The sequence below is a fragment of the Pseudomonas entomophila L48 genome, assembly GCF_000026105.1.
GTDB lineage: Bacteria > Pseudomonadota > Gammaproteobacteria > Pseudomonadales > Pseudomonadaceae > Aquipseudomonas > Aquipseudomonas entomophila.
The window spans coordinates 3,560,466-3,576,174 of record NC_008027.1; the positions used below are offsets into that span (position 1 = coordinate 3,560,466).

15 protein-coding genes are annotated in these 15,709 nt (G+C 64.0%); 9 read left to right on the forward strand and 6 right to left on the reverse strand.

Annotated features, from left to right (window positions below):
- The first annotated feature begins 225 nt into the window (after window positions 1–225).
- Entirely contained in the window at window positions 226–621 is a 396-nt protein-coding gene (locus tag PSEEN_RS15255) for a hypothetical protein (protein WP_011534443.1), read from the forward strand.
- Between the two features lie 72 nt (window positions 622–693).
- Window positions 694–1,209 (forward strand): P-loop NTPase family protein, encoded by a 516-nt coding sequence (locus PSEEN_RS15260; RefSeq protein ID WP_011534444.1) that lies wholly within the window; start codon window positions 694–696, stop codon window positions 1,207–1,209.
- Window positions 1,210–1,335: 126 nt separating this feature from the next.
- On the opposite strand, the gene PSEEN_RS15265 is transcribed toward PSEEN_RS15260, so the two are convergent.
- Both PSEEN_RS15265 and PSEEN_RS15270 read right to left on the reverse strand, forming a co-directional pair.
- Window positions 1,336–2,640 carry an McrC family protein gene (locus PSEEN_RS15265; protein ID WP_011534445.1) on the reverse strand — a complete coding sequence of 435 codons (1,305 nt, stop codon included), beginning with the start codon at window positions 2,638–2,640 and terminating at the stop codon, window positions 1,336–1,338.
- Window positions 2,637–4,664: an AAA family ATPase gene (locus PSEEN_RS15270; protein ID WP_011534446.1), complete on the reverse strand. Its 2,028-nt coding sequence runs from the start codon at window positions 4,662–4,664 to the stop codon at window positions 2,637–2,639. The genes PSEEN_RS15265 and PSEEN_RS15270 overlap by 4 nt, the downstream gene beginning before the upstream one ends.
- Before the next feature lie 240 nt (window positions 4,665–4,904).
- Here PSEEN_RS15270 and PSEEN_RS15275 point away from each other — a divergent pair, with 240 nt between their 5' ends.
- The 4 genes from PSEEN_RS15275 (at window position 4,905) to PSEEN_RS15290 (ending at window position 8,233) form a co-directional block, all read left to right on the forward strand.
- Window positions 4,905–5,252, forward strand: coding sequence for a metalloregulator ArsR/SmtB family transcription factor (locus PSEEN_RS15275; protein ID WP_011534447.1), 348 nt, complete (start codon window positions 4,905–4,907; stop codon window positions 5,250–5,252).
- A 19-nt stretch (window positions 5,253–5,271) separates the two neighbouring features.
- Window positions 5,272–6,555, forward strand: a complete 1,284-nt coding sequence (locus tag PSEEN_RS15280; RefSeq protein WP_011534448.1) for an arsenic transporter — start codon at window positions 5,272–5,274, stop codon at window positions 6,553–6,555.
- 12 nt (window positions 6,556–6,567) lie between these two features.
- Window positions 6,568–7,038 carry an arsenate reductase ArsC gene (locus PSEEN_RS15285; RefSeq protein ID WP_011534449.1) on the forward strand — a complete coding sequence of 157 codons (471 nt, stop codon included), beginning with the start codon at window positions 6,568–6,570 and terminating at the stop codon, window positions 7,036–7,038.
- Window positions 7,039–7,150: 112 nt separating this feature from the next.
- Window positions 7,151–8,233 (forward strand): hypothetical protein, encoded by a 1,083-nt coding sequence (locus PSEEN_RS15290; RefSeq protein ID WP_011534450.1) that lies wholly within the window; start codon window positions 7,151–7,153, stop codon window positions 8,231–8,233.
- A 37-nt stretch (window positions 8,234–8,270) separates the two neighbouring features.
- Here the strand turns inward: PSEEN_RS15290 and PSEEN_RS15295 are convergent, their stop codons facing one another.
- Window positions 8,271–8,612 (reverse strand): cupin domain-containing protein, encoded by a 342-nt coding sequence (locus tag PSEEN_RS15295; protein WP_044488211.1) that lies wholly within the window; start codon window positions 8,610–8,612, stop codon window positions 8,271–8,273.
- 364 nt (window positions 8,613–8,976) lie between these two features.
- Between PSEEN_RS15295 and PSEEN_RS15300 the strand changes: the two genes are divergently transcribed.
- Complete coding sequence (locus PSEEN_RS15300) at window positions 8,977–9,519, forward strand: heme-degrading domain-containing protein (RefSeq protein ID WP_011534452.1); 543 nt, start codon at window positions 8,977–8,979, stop codon at window positions 9,517–9,519.
- Window positions 9,520–9,743: 224 nt separating this feature from the next.
- Complete coding sequence (gene glsB, locus PSEEN_RS15305; RefSeq protein ID WP_011534453.1) at window positions 9,744–10,664, forward strand: glutaminase B; 921 nt, start codon at window positions 9,744–9,746, stop codon at window positions 10,662–10,664.
- 93 nt (window positions 10,665–10,757) lie between these two features.
- On the opposite strand, the gene PSEEN_RS15310 is transcribed toward glsB, so the two are convergent.
- Entirely contained in the window at window positions 10,758–11,813 is a 1,056-nt protein-coding gene (locus tag PSEEN_RS15310; protein ID WP_011534454.1) for an AraC family transcriptional regulator, read from the reverse strand.
- Window positions 11,814–12,047: 234 nt separating this feature from the next.
- On the opposite strand from PSEEN_RS15310, the gene PSEEN_RS15315 reads away from it, so the two are divergent.
- Window positions 12,048–12,980: a SphA family protein gene (locus tag PSEEN_RS15315; RefSeq protein ID WP_011534455.1), complete on the forward strand. Its 933-nt coding sequence runs from the start codon at window positions 12,048–12,050 to the stop codon at window positions 12,978–12,980.
- Window positions 12,981–13,051: 71 nt separating this feature from the next.
- Here PSEEN_RS15315 and PSEEN_RS15320 read toward each other — a convergent pair whose 3' ends face one another.
- Window positions 13,052–14,329, reverse strand: coding sequence for a DSD1 family PLP-dependent enzyme (locus PSEEN_RS15320; protein ID WP_011534456.1), 1,278 nt, complete (start codon window positions 14,327–14,329; stop codon window positions 13,052–13,054).
- A gap of 15 nt (window positions 14,330–14,344) precedes the next feature.
- Window positions 14,345–15,679: a D-arabinono-1,4-lactone oxidase gene (locus tag PSEEN_RS15325; protein WP_231845323.1), complete on the reverse strand. Its 1,335-nt coding sequence runs from the start codon at window positions 15,677–15,679 to the stop codon at window positions 14,345–14,347.
- Between the last annotated feature and the right edge of the window lie 30 nt (window positions 15,680–15,709).

Genomic DNA, 15,709 nt, shown 5'->3' on the forward strand with positions numbered 1-15,709 from the left:
ATAAGCCTGAACGCTAGTGCACGCCTGCGCGGTACGCCAGCCGCCGCCCGACGGTTGGTGCGACACACCGTGCGACAACGCGCAACGCATTGAGTTCGCTGACTATTTATCTGCTGCCAGGCCAGAACTTTTTACGCTTTGCAGGTCTATGTGGGTACGCACGACGCTACCGTGCGGTGCCGCCAGACGGCCACGATCCACTGTCATTCAGAGGTTGTCTTGCCCATGAAACTACGTGCCCCACGGATGCTCCTCCTCGGCTTGTTCGCGCTCGCGGCGGCAGGCTCGGCGTCGGCCATGCCCATGAAGACGCCCGCCCCTGTTTTCACCTCTGACGTCGCGGCCACCCAGGCACCGGACCACGCCACCGGCAATCCCTGGCAGACCACCGCCAGCCTGGCCGGCAAGCATCACGGAACGTTGCTGGCCCACGATGACCACTGGCGCGACGAGCGCCGGTATGACCGTCGCGACGATTGGCGCAGGGAACAGTGGCGCCGCGAACAATGGCGCCGGGAGCAACATCGCCGGGAAATGGAGCGCCAGCGTTACTGGGAACGCCATCACGATCGCGCCCTGCATCATCGCTACGAGGACGACCGCCGCTACTATCGTCGGTGAAGGCCGCCGTTGACAGTTTTCGCAAAAACCGCAGAATCGCCGTTCTTTTAATTTCGCGACAGGACGTCTTCCATGCAACGGATCGTGATTCTGGGCAATTCTGGCAGCGGCAAGTCCACGTTGGCCCGTGACCTTGGCGCCCGGCTCGGCCTGCCGGTGGTGCATCTAGATACGCTGTTCTGGGAGCCCGGCTGGGTCGAGCCTGACGCCGGGCGATTCCGTGACCGGGTACGCGCAGCCATCGCCCCTCAGGCCTGGGTCTGCGAGGGCAACTATGCCCGGCGCACATTCGATTTGCGCCTGCCCCGCGCAGACCTGGTCATCTGGCTCGATACTCCCCGCCTGACGTGCCTGGGCCGGGTGATCCTGCGCAGCCTGATGAACCGTCCCCGCCCCGACCTGCCCTCCGGTTGCAGCGAGAAGCTCGACAAGGCATTCCTGGGCTTTCTCAAGTTCGTCTGGCAGTTCGACCATGGCTACCGCCAAGGTATCGAGGCGGTACGCCTGAAATCCGCCCCGCAGGTGCCCACCGTACACCTGCGCGGCAAACGGCAGGTCGAGGCCTTTCTCGCTGGGCTACCCAGCTAGCCGTCGAGAAAGACATCGCAGCGCCGTAGCCTTTTGCTGACGATTACGGTCGGTTCTGCGGGCCAAGTTCGGCCAAAACTGTCACGCGCAGACCAGCCGGCGCCCCCCGACCTGCAAGCTGAACGTTCACGCCCCAGAGACCTGCGCGATGGATGCCTGAGTCGCCAGCACAGGCAACGCGGCCCGCTCCGGATCAATCAGACAACACGCATCGAGATCGAACGGCAGTACGTGCAATCCCAGCCCATCGGCGAAACTGAAACGCGCAAGTGCCTCTACAAAATCACCATGGCTCGGGTAGATCAGTACAAGTTCACCGGCCCCCTTGAGGTACTTCTGTCCATAGGCGAACAGCTGATAGAAGTCCGCCTGCCCCAGTCCATAGTTATTATCCCGGCGCTTGGCGTCGATTCGCTTCCACTTGGTATCCAGCACCCATCGCCGGTCGCCCTTCGTCACCAACAGATCAGGTTCCAGCCGGAACATCGACTCGTCCTGGTGCTGGCAAAGAAATTCGCTGCGTGCCTGCGTTCGCAAAGAGGCATCTGGGGACAGGTTCGTTCGCAGCCAACCGGCCACATACTGTTCGAACAGTTTCGGCATCGGGAACAGCAGGCTCATGCCTTGCCATTGGCCGGAAACCGACAACGGCATCTGGTCAATCAGAATCAGCTCGCACCAAGGCTTGACCGCGCGGTAATGCGCCATCAGCCGCTCGTCGCTCCAGGCACTGAGGTCGCGGTGCGGATAACGACTGGCGGGAATCTCGGCCAGTTGGTTGCGCAACTCCTGGGCCAGCCGCCAATTGTCAGGAAGCTGGGTCAACGTGCAGATTCGCTCGAGGACAAACTTGAGCACCCGGTTTTCCGGACGGTCAGGCATGAATACATCGTGGCGGATCTGGAAACAGTGCTGTCGCCCCGCGGGCTGACGCATCTGGGCCACGACATTCAACTGGCCACGCAAGAAGCGCTGCTCCTCCTCGATACGCTGGTAATCAAAGCGCAAGCCGCGTTTGAACAAATGGTCCAGTTCTGCCAGGAACTGCCCCATGACCCATTCGCTCAGGGGGGCGTCATACAGTGCCAGATTGGTGACCGAGGTCACTCTGGGCTTAAGGTTCAACGCCTGCTGGATCATCTTGCGCAGCATTTCCCGGCTACGTGTTGCGCAATAGCCCTGCTCCGTGTGCTTCGGCAGGATCTCCAGGCGTGTCCCACACGGTGTTTCGACTACACCGACATAACTGTCCCACTTCAACGAATGGCGCCCCTCCACTTGTAGCAGCCTGGCGCCATTCTTGTGGAATCCGGCACTGAGCTCGCACAACCAGTCGAACGCGCTGGCAGGCACCTGAGCCTGATCCAGAGAATTCACGACAGGCGCCGTGGTGAGCCGCCCGTACTCCCGGATGGTGATGAGCCCACTCATGAACGGGTACTTTGCAGCGCATCCAGTACGGCTCGACCCAAGGCCCTGGTATTGAGTTCGGTGCCTTGCTGATTGACGATGCTCACATCCAGGGCCGTTGCGATTTGCCGCAGCAATGGTTTGGTGACCGCCTGCCGAATACCATTGCGCATTACCTCGATGGACCCTGTGCTCAACTCGCGGACGGTAAGCCCGCCATGTTCGCCTTCGCGCACGGTCTCCGAGGCCAGTTGGCCCGTTTGGTGATCGACAATCCCCGCATAGGCTTCGATACGCTCGAAGGCCTCGTTGTTGACACACCAACTCCGGCTGCCGGTACCGACCTTCACATCATTGCCAAACAACAGGTGCAAGGCATTGGCCTGTTCCTGGACAAAGCGATCGGAATCCGCTTTACGGTGGTCGTTCATGACCCATTGGATGCGTTGCCAGTCTTCGAAGAAGTACTCTTGCAGCAATGGCAGGATCTGGTTGCGGAAGATGAGGGCGAGACGCTCCAGCCGAGCATCCTCCCTCAATGGCATGAAATAGGCATGTCCCAGGCAGTGGTCGCGATCGAGCAGCGCCTCGATACGCAGGTTCAGTGCCCGCAACAACAAACCGATATCGACACCCTCCACCATCACGCCATCAAGCAGCTCCGCTCTGGGTGGCATTTCGCGGAATACGAAACGCCGTCTCAAGGCGATGTCCAGCCCCGCCAGAGACCGGTCGGCGGTGTTCATCGTGCCAATGATGTAGACGTTCGACGGGACGCTGAAGGGTTTTTTCGAGTAGGGCAACTCGACACTCAGCGCCTCTTGCGCCCCCTCGCGTTTGGAGGCTTCGATCAACGTGATCAGCTCTCCGAAAATACGTGAAACATTGCCTCGATTGATCTCGTCGATGATCAACACATGAGGCTTGCGCTCGTCCTGCTTGACTACCAACGGAACCACTGGCGCCACGCCCTGCTTCTCAAGGTAGCTGAGCAGATCAGCCCAGCTGAATCGCCACATGGGGTAGACAGTCTTGAGCGTGAACTGACGACCACCGTTAAGCGGCACGATCGACTGGTTGACGTTGCGATAAAGCCACTTCACCGGCCGGACATGGCAATAATCGTCGATCACGCCGGACGGCACCTGGGCCTCATAGCGATAGTCACCGGTGATCACCCCCACCGCACCGATCAGCTCGGCTGACTGGATGCACAGAACGATGTCACCTACAGCCATCTCCTTGGCGAAATACTCCAACGTGCCTTTATCGCCAGAGCCCAGCTTCTGGTAATAGTCGCTGTTCTCAAGGTCCAGGCGCAGGTCTCCGGTGTGGCCCCACCCCACCCTTGCCTCGCCATGCTCGAGGCAATAGGTCTTGGTGCTCGAACTGCCGGTACCATTGACGGAGATCTTCCAGATCCTGGGGTTGCTGCGCACACCGGTCCCGGCATGCACGCTATGAGTCCGGGCTGCATCACACAGGCGCATGAACACACCCGGCTCGACGTTGTATTCGAGCTGTTTGTGCTCTTCGCTGGTTTCAGCACGTAGTCCCTCGACAAAATCCTCATAGCTGAAGCTCTGGTGGAAGGTGACGAAGCGGACCTGCTCCTGGTTGATCAGTTCATCGAAACGCCCTTTCAGCGCCTCACGGTCATCACGGTGCCGCGCCAGGCAGTAGGGGTCCAGAATTTCCAGTGCGGCCTCGATCGTGGCATAGGTCTTACCGGTTCCGGGCGGGCCAAACAGTATCTGGTTGAGCGCCGGGCGCTCCGCCGGCGGCGTGGCATGCTCGGCATGTGCCTCGTGTTGCTGAAGGAACACCTGGTATGCCAGCCACTGCTTGAGGCCGTTGTGCAAGTTGCCTTTGTTGGAGCCACCAAGATTGCAGTGGACGCCCTGGGGGCCATAGGCCTTGTAAAGGTCACGCAGCCGCTCGAGGTCGGTAATACCCAGGATATCCTGGCCGCAGTGCTGGCTGACGGCCCTTACACCGGTCAGGTAGCTATTGGCTGTGTTGGTGCCGTAGCCGGACTGAATCATCCACTCCTTGAAAGTCTTGCTATCCGTTGCATTCAATCGCGTGATCCCCATTCATTCTGTCAGGTTCGCTATCCGCATCGGCACACTTGCTGATGCTGGCAATATGCCAAGACGCTACACAGATCACTTGAGAGAGTCCACAGGAACCATGCAGAGTTGAGTTGACGGACAAGGTCAAAGGGGTTGTCAATACATATGAATATTCATATATTCGAAATAACATATATAGGCCACTCCCTTATGATCAGCCCACCCCAAGTCTTCAAGTGCCTCGCCGACGAAACCCGCGCCCGCGCCACCCTGCTCATCGCCCAGCTGGGCGAGCTGTGCGTGTGCGAGCTGATGTGCGCCCTCGACGACAGCCAACCCAAGGTCAGCCGCCACCTCGCCCAACTGCGCAACTGTGGCGTGCTCAAGGACCGCCGCCAGGGCCAGTGGGTCTACTACCGTCTCGACCCGCAGCTCCCTGGCTGGGTGCACGACATGCTGCAACTGACCCTCCAGGCCAACCAGGCCTGGCTGCACGAAAATGCCACCCGCCTGCAGCACATGGACGGCCGCCCGGTGCGCGCCGCCAGTTGCTGTTGACCCACCTGGAACGTCCTTCATGCTGATCGCAATCGCGGTATTCGTCTTCACCCTGGTGCTGGTGATCTGGCAACCAAAGGGCCTGGGTGTGGGTTGGAGCGCGGCCCTTGGCGCACTGATCGCCCTGGCCGCCGGCGCAGTGTCCCTGCAAGATATCCCGACCGTTTGGGCCATCGTCTGGAACGCCACGACCACCTTCATCGCGGTGATCATCATCAGCCTGCTGCTGGACGAAGCCGGCTTCTTCGAATGGGCGGCGCTGCACGTGGCGCGCTGGGCCAATGGCAGCGGCCACCGCCTGCTCGCCTTCTGCGTGCTGCTGGGCGCGGCGGTGTCGGCGCTGTTCGCCAACGACGGTGCCGCGCTGATCCTCACCCCGATCGTCATGTCGATGCTGCTGGCCCTGCGCTTCTCCCCCGCCGCCACCCTGGCCTTCGTCATGGCCGCCGGCTTCATCGCCGACACCGCCAGCCTGCCGCTGGTGGTCTCCAACCTGGTGAACATCGTCTCAGCGGACTATTTCGACCTCGGCTTTGCCGAGTACGCCTCGGTGATGGTGCCGGTGAACCTGGCCAGTGTCTGCGCCACCCTGGTGGTGGTGTGGCTGTTCTTTCGCCGCGACCTGCCGCGGCACTACGCGCTCGATGCATTGAAGGCCCCCGAGGCGGCGATCCATGATCGCGCCACCTTCGTGGTCGGTGGCTGGAGCCTGCTGGTGCTGCTGGTCGGGCTGTTCGCCCTGGAGCCTCTGGGCATCCCGGTGAGCGCGGTAGCCGCAGTGTGCGCGGCGATGCTGTTCGCGGTCGCCGCCCGTGGCCACCGCATCTCCACCCGGCGCGTGCTGCGCGAAGCGCCCTGGCACGTGGTGGTCTTCTCGCTGGGCATGTACCTGGTGGTCTACGGCCTGAAGAACGCCGGCCTCACCGACCTGCTCACCCAGTTGCTCGACCGCCTGGCCGAACACGGCCTGTGGAGCGCCACCCTGGGCACCGGCCTGCTCGCCGCGCTGTTGTCGTCGGTGATGAACAACCTGCCCAGCGTGCTGGTCGGCGCCCTGTCGATCCAGGCCAGCGCCGCCGAGGGCGTGGTGCGCGAGGCGATGATCTACGCCAACGTCATCGGCTGCGACCTCGGCCCCAAGATCACCCCTATCGGCAGCCTTGCCACCCTGCTCTGGCTGCATGTGCTGGAGCGCAAGGGCATGCGCATCACCTGGGGTTACTACTTCAAGGTCGGCCTGCTACTGACCCTGCCGGTGCTGTTGATCACCCTTTCGGCCCTGGCCCTGCGCCTGAGCCTCTGACGAGGAATACCCATGCGAGTCCTGTTCATGTGCACGGCCAACAGTTGCCGCAGCATCCTGTCCGAAGCGCTGTTCAACCACCTGGCCCCGCCCGGTTTCGAAGCGGTGAGCGCCGGCAGCTTCCCCAAGGGGCAGGTGCTGCCGCGCAGCCTGATCACCTTGCAGCAGGCCGGCATCGCCACCGATGGCTTGCACAGTAAAGGCAACGAAGCGTTCGAGCAGAACCCACCGGATATCGTCATCACCGTGTGCGACAAGGCCGCCGGTGAGGCATGCCCGGTGTATTTCGGTTCCGCGCTGAAAACCCATTGGGGCCTGGAAGACCCTTCAGAGGTGGTGGGCGACGAGCCGGCTGTGGACGGTGCCTTCCACGCGACGCTCGCGCGCATCGAACAGCGGTGCCGAGCGTTCTTCGCCCTGCCCTTCGCCAGTCTCGACCGTGACCAGCTCAAGCGTGAACTGGATCAGATCGGTACAGGTTGAGCCTATCGATGGCGCCTTGTCGCGGCGTGCAAAGCCGATATCATAGCGCCACCAATCACAGTCAAGGCAAGCGGCACACACCAACGCCAATGCCCAAGGAAGCCGCTCTCTCATGGATCGACCCCACGCCATTTCGCCTGCCGAGACCGGCGGTCATTACCTGCGCCGCCACTGGCGCGGCGAATTGTCCCTGGCCCGCACCTTCTGGCTCGACTGCGTGCTCCTGAACCTGCTGTGCGCGCTCATGCTCACAGCACTTTGCCTGGTGCTGGCGGGAGAAACCCTCGACCCACTCCTGGCCGCCAGCGTCCTCCTGGCGCTAATCGTCCTGGTACCCGCGCTGTGGGCCTGGCAACTGGTCGGGCTCTGGCGCAGTGCCCGACGCCACGGGCAGTTCACCGGTGTCGTGGTGCCGCTGCTGATACTGGCAGGGCTGGCCCAGACAGCCTACGTGGTCAGGACTGACGTCTACCCCGCCTTCATCTCGAGCTTCCACCAAGCCTTCGACGCCTCCTCGGCCCCACCAGGCCAATACGTCGACGCGCAGCTGGCCAAGCTCAGGCAACCCGGGCAACTGGACAGCTACCTGCGCAATATTCCCCTTTACTACCTGGTCCACCAGGTCGATCCCGATGAATACCAGCCGATCTTGGGCGAGGCCATGCGGTCACTGGAGCAGGCAAGTTCCTTCAGCGAGTTTGATGAGTTGACGAAACAAACTGCCAGCAACCTGTCCGTGGCATTGGCGCTCGACGCGCCTGCCAGCACCCAGACGACATTCTGGCAAGCCATGCTGGAGATCACGCAGACCTTGCAGCAGGACAGCCCGCAAGACTGCGCCGGGCTCCTCGCCGACCAGCTGGAAGTGGACCAACGGCTGCTCGCCAGACTCCCCGCCGACGCAATGGCACGCCTGCAACAAGGCTTCCAGGAGATGGTCGGCGCCGCGCTGCACACGCCCGCGCCAACCCCGCCCGGCGCGACAGCCCTGGCAGACCTGGATGACATCCTGGGCCGCCTGCAAGAGCACAGACCCAACGCATACGATTACATCAGCAACCCCAAGCAGCACCTGGATGACGCCGACGGCGTCTGCCAGGTGCATGTCGAGTTCTACCGCCAGGTGCTTGCCCTGCCCGCCCCGCGGGCAGGCGAGGCCTTGCGCCTGCTTCCGACCTACGCGCAAGGCGGGTGACCGACACGCCGGGCATCAGGCCAGTCACCGGATGGTTTCATCCAAGACGCACGATATCCACCGAGATCTCGACCGCCTCCTGCGTGCCGCGATTCTCCAGCCAGTGCAGGGTGTCGTGGTCCTCCGGCCAACCCACGCCCGGCCCGTAGTCGGTGGCAATGCCATTGCGATGGTCGGTGATGATGCCGCGCAGGATGTACACGGTGCCGGGGCGATCGACATGGTCGTGCAAGGGTCCGAACACAGCGCCTGGCGCAAGGGTGACCTTGCGCATGCGCAACTGGCGCCCGGCCATGCCTTCGATCTCGGGCCCCAGGTCGACCGTGGCCAACAGTTCCACCGTGACGCCTTGGGTTGGGGGTGCCGCTTGCTTGTTCATTGCCGTTTCGACCTTGCTCGTCGATGAAGAACGCTTGGACCGCTTTATAAAGTGAAGCCCGCACGCGCATGACAGCGAACGCGCAATCGTTTGTGCGCACGGCAGGCGACGAAAGGTCGGGGGTGGGATACATACCATCTGTCTGGGAAATAACGCCAAGCCCCGCTCTAGCACAAGGCTGCCGGCCCGGCATGGCACGGACTTGAAGCCTTGCCCCCACTGACGGCGCCGAAGGCATGGCGGATTGCTGCTACGCTTCTGACAATATGAAAAAGTTTTCATTTGACAGCGGTAGCGCAAGGCATGGTTGCCCAGGCGCACCTCGCATGGAGGCTTCATCAGCCCCGACAGGAAGGAGCTTCACATGGCACTGGCCGAAGATCTGGCGCTGCTGGTCCGCCAGGAAGAGGTGCTGCAGTTCAAGCACTTCGACGAAGACGTGGCCTGGCAACTGGGCGCTCTCCTGCAACGGCGGGCCGAGGCCGAAGGCTGGCTGGTGGTGATCGACATCCGCCGCTTCGAGCGCCCGCTGTTCCTCGCCGCCCGGCCAGGAGTGACACCGCACAATCATGACTGGATACGGCGCAAGTGCAATACGGTGCAGCGCTTCCTGTGCAGCTCCTACCGGATCGGCCATCAACTGGCCATTGACCAGAAGGACCTCACCCAACGCTACAACCTGTCGCCCGTGGATTACGCAAGCGCCGGCGGCGGCTTCCCCATCACCGTCCAAGGCGCCGGGGTGATCGGCAGCGTGGCGGTTTCCGGTTTGCCGGAGCGCCAGGACCACCAGGCCATCATCGACGCGCTGTGCACCTTGCTCGGGCATGACCGCGCGGCTTTGTCGCTGGCGCCTGTCGGCAAGTTCGCCAACGCCAAGGGCAAGGTGGTCGCCGTCAGCGGCTGAGCCCCCACCTCTACCGTGCAGGAGCGGCTTCAGCCGCGATGCGGCTGCGCGGTATCTGGCACCCGCTGCGCGGGTGATCGCGGCTGAAGCCGCTCCTACAGAGGTCGTCTCTGGTCCACGATCCTTCATCCTTCCTCCGCCACCTTTCAGCTACCCTGTGTCGCCGTCGCGACGGCGTTCGTCCGACTCGCAAGCGATCCGCATTCCACCCACGCCAGGCCCCCATGCAAGCATTACTGCAAGAGATCCTCGACCACGTCCACCCCCTGCTCGCCCAGGGCCAGGTGGCGCAATACATCCCCGCCCTCGCCCAGGTCGACCCGAACCAGCTGGGCATCGCCGTGCAGAGCCTGGACGGCCAGTTGCACTGCGCCGGAGACGCGCATACGCCCTTCTCGATCCAGAGCATTTCCAAGGTGTTCAGCCTGGTGCAGGCGATCAACCACAGCGGTGAGGACATCTGGTCACGCCTGGGCTACGAGCCGTCCGGGCAGGCGTTCAACTCGCTGGTGCAGCTGGAGGTGGAAAAGGGCCGCCCGCGCAACCCGTTCATCAATGCCGGCGCCCTGGTGATCTGCGACATCAACCAGTCGCGCTACGCCACCCCGACCCTGTCGATGCGCGACTTCGTCCGCCGCCTGTCCGCCAACCCGCGCATCGTCAGCGACGCAGTGGTGGCCGAGTCCGAATACGAGCACCGGGCGCGCAATGCCGCCATGGCCTACCTGATGCAGGCCTTCGGCAATTTCCACAACGATGTCGACGCGGTGCTGCGCAGCTACTTCCACCATTGCGCGCTGTCGATGAGCTGCGTCGACGTGGCCCGTGGCTTCGCCTTCCTGGCCAACGGCGGCCTCTGCCCGCACAGTGGCGAACAGGTGCTGAGCCGGCGCCAGGCGCAACAGGTGAACGCGATCATGGCCACCAGCGGGTTGTACGACGAAGCCGGCAACTTCGCCTACCGCGTGGGCCTGCCCGGCAAAAGCGGCGTGGGCGGTGGCATCGTCGCGGTGGTGCCGGGGCGCTACAGCATCTGCGTGTGGTCGCCGGCACTGAATGCCTCGGGCAACTCGCTGGCCGGGTTGCGGGCGCTGGAGCTGCTGAGCGAGCGGATGACCGGCTCGGTGTTCTCGGCAATCTCCTGAACGCAGCCCTCAAGGTAGGAGCCGGCTTGCCGGCGAACACCGGCAAGGCCGGTGCCAGGCACCGCAGCGCCCCCTTCGCCGGCAAGCCGGCTCCTACAGGTGCAGCGTTGATCTTAAGGCTGGTGCATTTTCCCGCCACGCTGATGGGCTCAACCCGGTCCAGCGCTTGAACGCCCGGCGGAAACCACGCACGTCGCTGTAGCCCAGCGCCTCGGCGACGCGCTCGATGGGCATGCGCGGATTACCCAGCAGGCTGGTGGCCCGGGCCTGGCGTACCTGTTCCTGCAGGCCGTCGAAGGTGATGCCGTGCTCGACCAGGTGCCGGCGCAAGGTGCGGCTGCTCATGTTCAAGTCGCTGGCCACCTTGTCGATGCGACAGCCATGCTGCAGGTCGCGGACAATGGCGCGCTCCACGGCCTGCAGCAGGCTTGCCTTCTCCTGCACCGGCGCGCACTCCAGCTCCAGCAGCTTGAGCGCCTGGCGCAAGGCGACGGGCTGGTGCCCGGGCAGCGGCTGGTCCAGCCAATGGCTGGCAATCACCATGCGATTGTGCAGGCAGCCAAAGGCGACATTGGGCCCCAGCAGGCGCGTGTACGTTTCCAGGTAACGCGGTGCGCCATGGGTGAACTCGAAGCGCAGAGGCCGGAACTCGGTACCGATCAAGGCACGGCCATAGACCATCAGGCTGGCGAGAAACTCTTCCACCGCGAACACCTGGATGTCGGCGGCGGGCAGCCGGCACTCGACCTCGATGACCGACTCCGTAGCGCCCTCCTCCAGGCTGTAGACCGCCATGCCACCGCTGGTGTGCTGATAGCGCGCACCGATCTCGAAGGCATCGCGCAGTGTCTTGCACAGCGACAGCACATGGCCGAGCAACCCCAAGGTGCCGAGCACATTGCGATGGCCGACCCACAGGCCAAGACCCTGCTCCGGCAGGGCTTCGAGCGCACGCTGGATCAGCGTCACCGCCTGGCGGCAAGCGATGCGTTGGGTGGGGTCCTGCAACTCTTGCGGCGTGAATCCAAGCCCGCGGCACAGGCGTTCGCTGCTGACGCCCCGGTCACTGGCGACCTGGGTCAGGGTCTGCAGCATGAAGGGTGACGCCAGGGCGAGATCGAGTTGCGGGTCAAGGGTGGTGCTGGGCATGGCAGGCTGCTCCCGGGCCACGGCGCCTGGATTGTTGTCTGGGGCCGCGTGCGTGGCGCCGCCATCATATCGCGCAGTCGAAGGCCCTCGGGATGAGAGTAACAAAATATTGCAGCATGTCCGGCAAAGCCCCCTCGCCTGTCCGGCATTGCCCTGCGCCCTCGGCTCGCAAGCGCTTATTTGTATGGGGCGGCGCACCGCCGTACACCCATAACAACAAGAACGAGCCCAACCATGAACCCGACCCGCCTCACCTGCGCCTGCACCCTGGCGTCGCTGCTCGCACTCCCGGCCCATGCCACCGAAAACGGCGTGGACAACATTGGCCCCGGCACCGACGGCTTCTTCGTCCTGCCGCTGGGGGTCGACCAGTTGCCGGACCATATGTTCGCCTTCAACCTCTACTACAACCACTACCAGGCGCGGAAACTGGACATCAGTTCGCTCGGCGGCAAGGTGCCCCAGGTGAAGATCACCTCCGACGCGATCATCCCGCGGCTGGACTACCTCAGCCCGCTGCGCGTGTTCGGCGGGCGCCTCGGCGGCTATGTGGCGCAACCCTACCTGCGCCAGCAGGTGGCGATGTTCGGCCAGCACAGCCGCCGCGAGAGCCAGGGCGACGTCACCCTCGCGCCGATCATCCTCTGGGACATGGGCCCGGACCTCACCCTCGCCACGGCCCTGGAGATCACCCTGCCCACCGGTGACTACGACGCCACGCGCATGGCCAACACCAGCAACAACTTCTACACCTACAAGCCATTAGTGTCGGCGACCTGGCTGCCCAGCGAGCGCACGGAACTCTCGGTCAAGGCCACCTACAGCTTCAACAAGGAAAACCCCGACACCGACTACCGCTCCGGCCAGCTGTTCCACTTCGACTACTCGGCCAGCTACCGGGTGACCGACAACCTGCGCCTTGGGGTGAACGGCTATTACCTGAAGCAGACCACCGACGACAAACAGTTCGGCCGCACCGTCAGTTTCATGGGCGAGGACGTGGACGATGGCGTGCGCGGCCAGGTGTTCGCCATCGGCCCGGCCGTGCATTTCACCTTTCTCAAGTACGCCAGCATCGAGGCGCGCTGGGCCAAGGAGTTCGCGGTGCAGAACCGCCCGGAGGGCGAGATGCTGTGGGTCAAGCTGAGCCTGCCCTTCAGTCTGTGAAGGCGCGGTTCGCCGGCAAGCCGGCTCCTACAGGGTGCGATCCCCGTAGGAGCCGGCTTGCCGGCGAACCGCTAGCTGTAGACCGGCCAGCGCTCGACGATGCGCCCGCCGCGTACCGCCAGCAGGTCACCGAACTGCAGCAGTATCGCCTCGGACTGGGTCGGCCGCAGGAACACCTGATCGTCGACCTTCAGCCCCACCGCCGATGAGCCGTTGACCATTTCCTGGTTGGAACTGCGCCCAAACAATCCATTGAAGTGCAACCCACTCGGCGACACCGGTTCGGCCAGCCAGTTGCCGCCGTAGATGAAGAACGTCTCGCGCAGGTTCGGGTCCCACCCGCTCAGCAGCGCCGACTTGCCATCCAGCGCCGGGATTTGCACCGCGCCCGTGCGCTTGAGCACCGGCGTGGCGATGAAGGCAGCGGGCTGGTGGTCGGCCAGTGACGGCAGGTCGAAATGGCTGGGCTTGAGCAGCGCCGAACCCACCGCCACTTCGCTGCTGGTGCGCTCCCGTTCGTGCATCCGGTAGCTCGGGCTGCCGGCGGTGTTCAGGGTCAGGTCCGCCTGCCACAGCGCGGGGTAGCGCGTGCGAGCGTAATCGACGAAACCGTCGTACAACGCCATGACCCTGGCGAACAGTTCGTCCGGCGAGCCGAGGATCCCGGGCAGGTCCATGCCAACGAAGGGGTCGTAGCCCATGAAGCCGGCAAAGGCCAGGTGCCGGGGGTTGGTGGCGATCAGCGCGAGCATCTGCTCAAGGCCCGCATGATCCTTCACACCCCCCCGGTGCAGGCCGACATCCAGTTCGATATTGATCCGCAACCGGGTCCCCAAGCCTTGCGCCAGCGCCAGGTATTGCCCCAGGCGCTCGGGTGTGTCCAGCAACCACTGCAACTGCCTGGCCGGATCGAACGGCCCTCGGTGCTGTTCGTAGAACAGGTGCGCCGAACGCACGGGCAAAGGCTTGCCGACCAGGATATCGGCATCGGGAAAACGCGCCGCATCATGATTGAGAAAGGGTTGGTGGAACGCCATCAGCCGCCGCGTGTCGGCGCGCCGGCCGATGTACTCGAGCAATTGCGGTGCCGGCAGCGACTTTTCCACCAGGCGCAGGTGCTTGCCGGCGCGGTGCACCGACTGGGTCACCACATCGATGTTGTGGTCCAGCCGGTCGAGGTCGATCAGCATCACCGGGCGCATGGGCCCGTGCTCGCGCAGTTCGCGTTCGAGCCGGGCGAAGTAATCATTGTGCGGGGCCCCCTGGGCGCTCGGCCGCAGCCAGGCGCCGACACCCGCCAGCAACACGCCGGCCCCCGCCGCGCCCACGAGAAACTTGCGTCTGTTCATGACACCTCCTTGTGTTCAGGCCACGCCCAGGATCGAGGCCAGGTGGGCGTTGAGGAACTTGCCTTGCGGGTCCAGCGCCTGGCGCACCTCGCTGAAGGCCTTCCAGCGCGGGTACAGCGGTTGCAGGGTGCGCGCATTGAGCGTGTGCAGCTTGCCCCAGTGCGGCCGGCCGGCGTACTTCCAGAAGACCGGCTCGATGGCGGCGAAGAAGTTGTGGTGGTCCATGCTGTAGTGCTGGTGCACGGAAATCGAGCAGCTGTCGCGCCCTTCGAACATGCTCAGCGGGATGTCGTCGGCCTTCACGTAGCGGTACTCGATGGGGAACCAGGTGCGCAGGTCGCGCTCGCGGATCAGCGCGAGGATTTCCCGCAGGCAGGCCGGGCCGTGCTCCGCGGGCACGGCGTACTCCATCTCGTTGAAGCGCACATTGCGTACATTGGCGAAGATCTCATGGGAATCGCCGACCCGCTCGTCGAAACTGGCGAGGTGGCGCAGGCTGTTGAGCAGCGCCCGGCGCGCGGCGGGAAAGTCGCTGCCGTACTTGTCGAGCTTCTCGATCAGGGTGACGAATTCATTGCCACCCTCCTTGGCCGGATCCTGCGCGGGGGTGGCTGGATCGCTGGTTTCATTGAGGGCAACGGCCAACGCGTAATCGGAATGGGTGATCACCAGCATTTCCCAGTGCTGGTTCTCGCGGGTGTGCTTGTGCACGTCCTCCAGCAACTCCTCGGTGCGGGCGATCCATTGGCGCTCGCGCAGGCGGAAGGCCCCCCGGTTCTGCAGGCGCACCTTGGTCGCCACGCCAAGGGCGCCCAGCGACACCCGCGCGGCGTCGAACACTTGTGGATGCTGTAGGCTGTCGCAGTCGAGCACCTCGCCGGCCGCCGTGACCAGTTGCAGGCCGGTGACCTGCGAAGAATACGAGCCGAACCCGACGCCGGTGCCATGGGTCGAGGTGGCGAGCGCGCCGGCCAGGGTCTGGTAGTCGATATCGGCCATGTTCGGCAGCGCCTGGCCGACCGCCTTGAGCGCCGCGCCCATCGCCGACATGGGTGTACCGGCGGCGAACTCGGCCTGCAGGGTGGCGGGGTCATGCCCCAGCAAGCCATTGAAATAGCTGAGCGAAACCAGCGTGCCGTCGGTGGGCACCAGGCCGCTGAAGGAGTGCCCCGAGCCAACCGGGCGCACCTTGCCGGGAGCATCGCGCACCACCTGCGCCAGCTCGTCCAGGCTCTGCGGCGCCAGGCGCGCCAAGGGCAGGCAGCTCTGCCCGCCCGACCAGTTGCGCCACGGAATCAGGCGCGGCGCGCGCAGCATCTGCGCCAGCACCGGGTTAGCGGAAAGCGCCATGAAGGCGCAGGCCGCCGTGGCCTGTTGCAG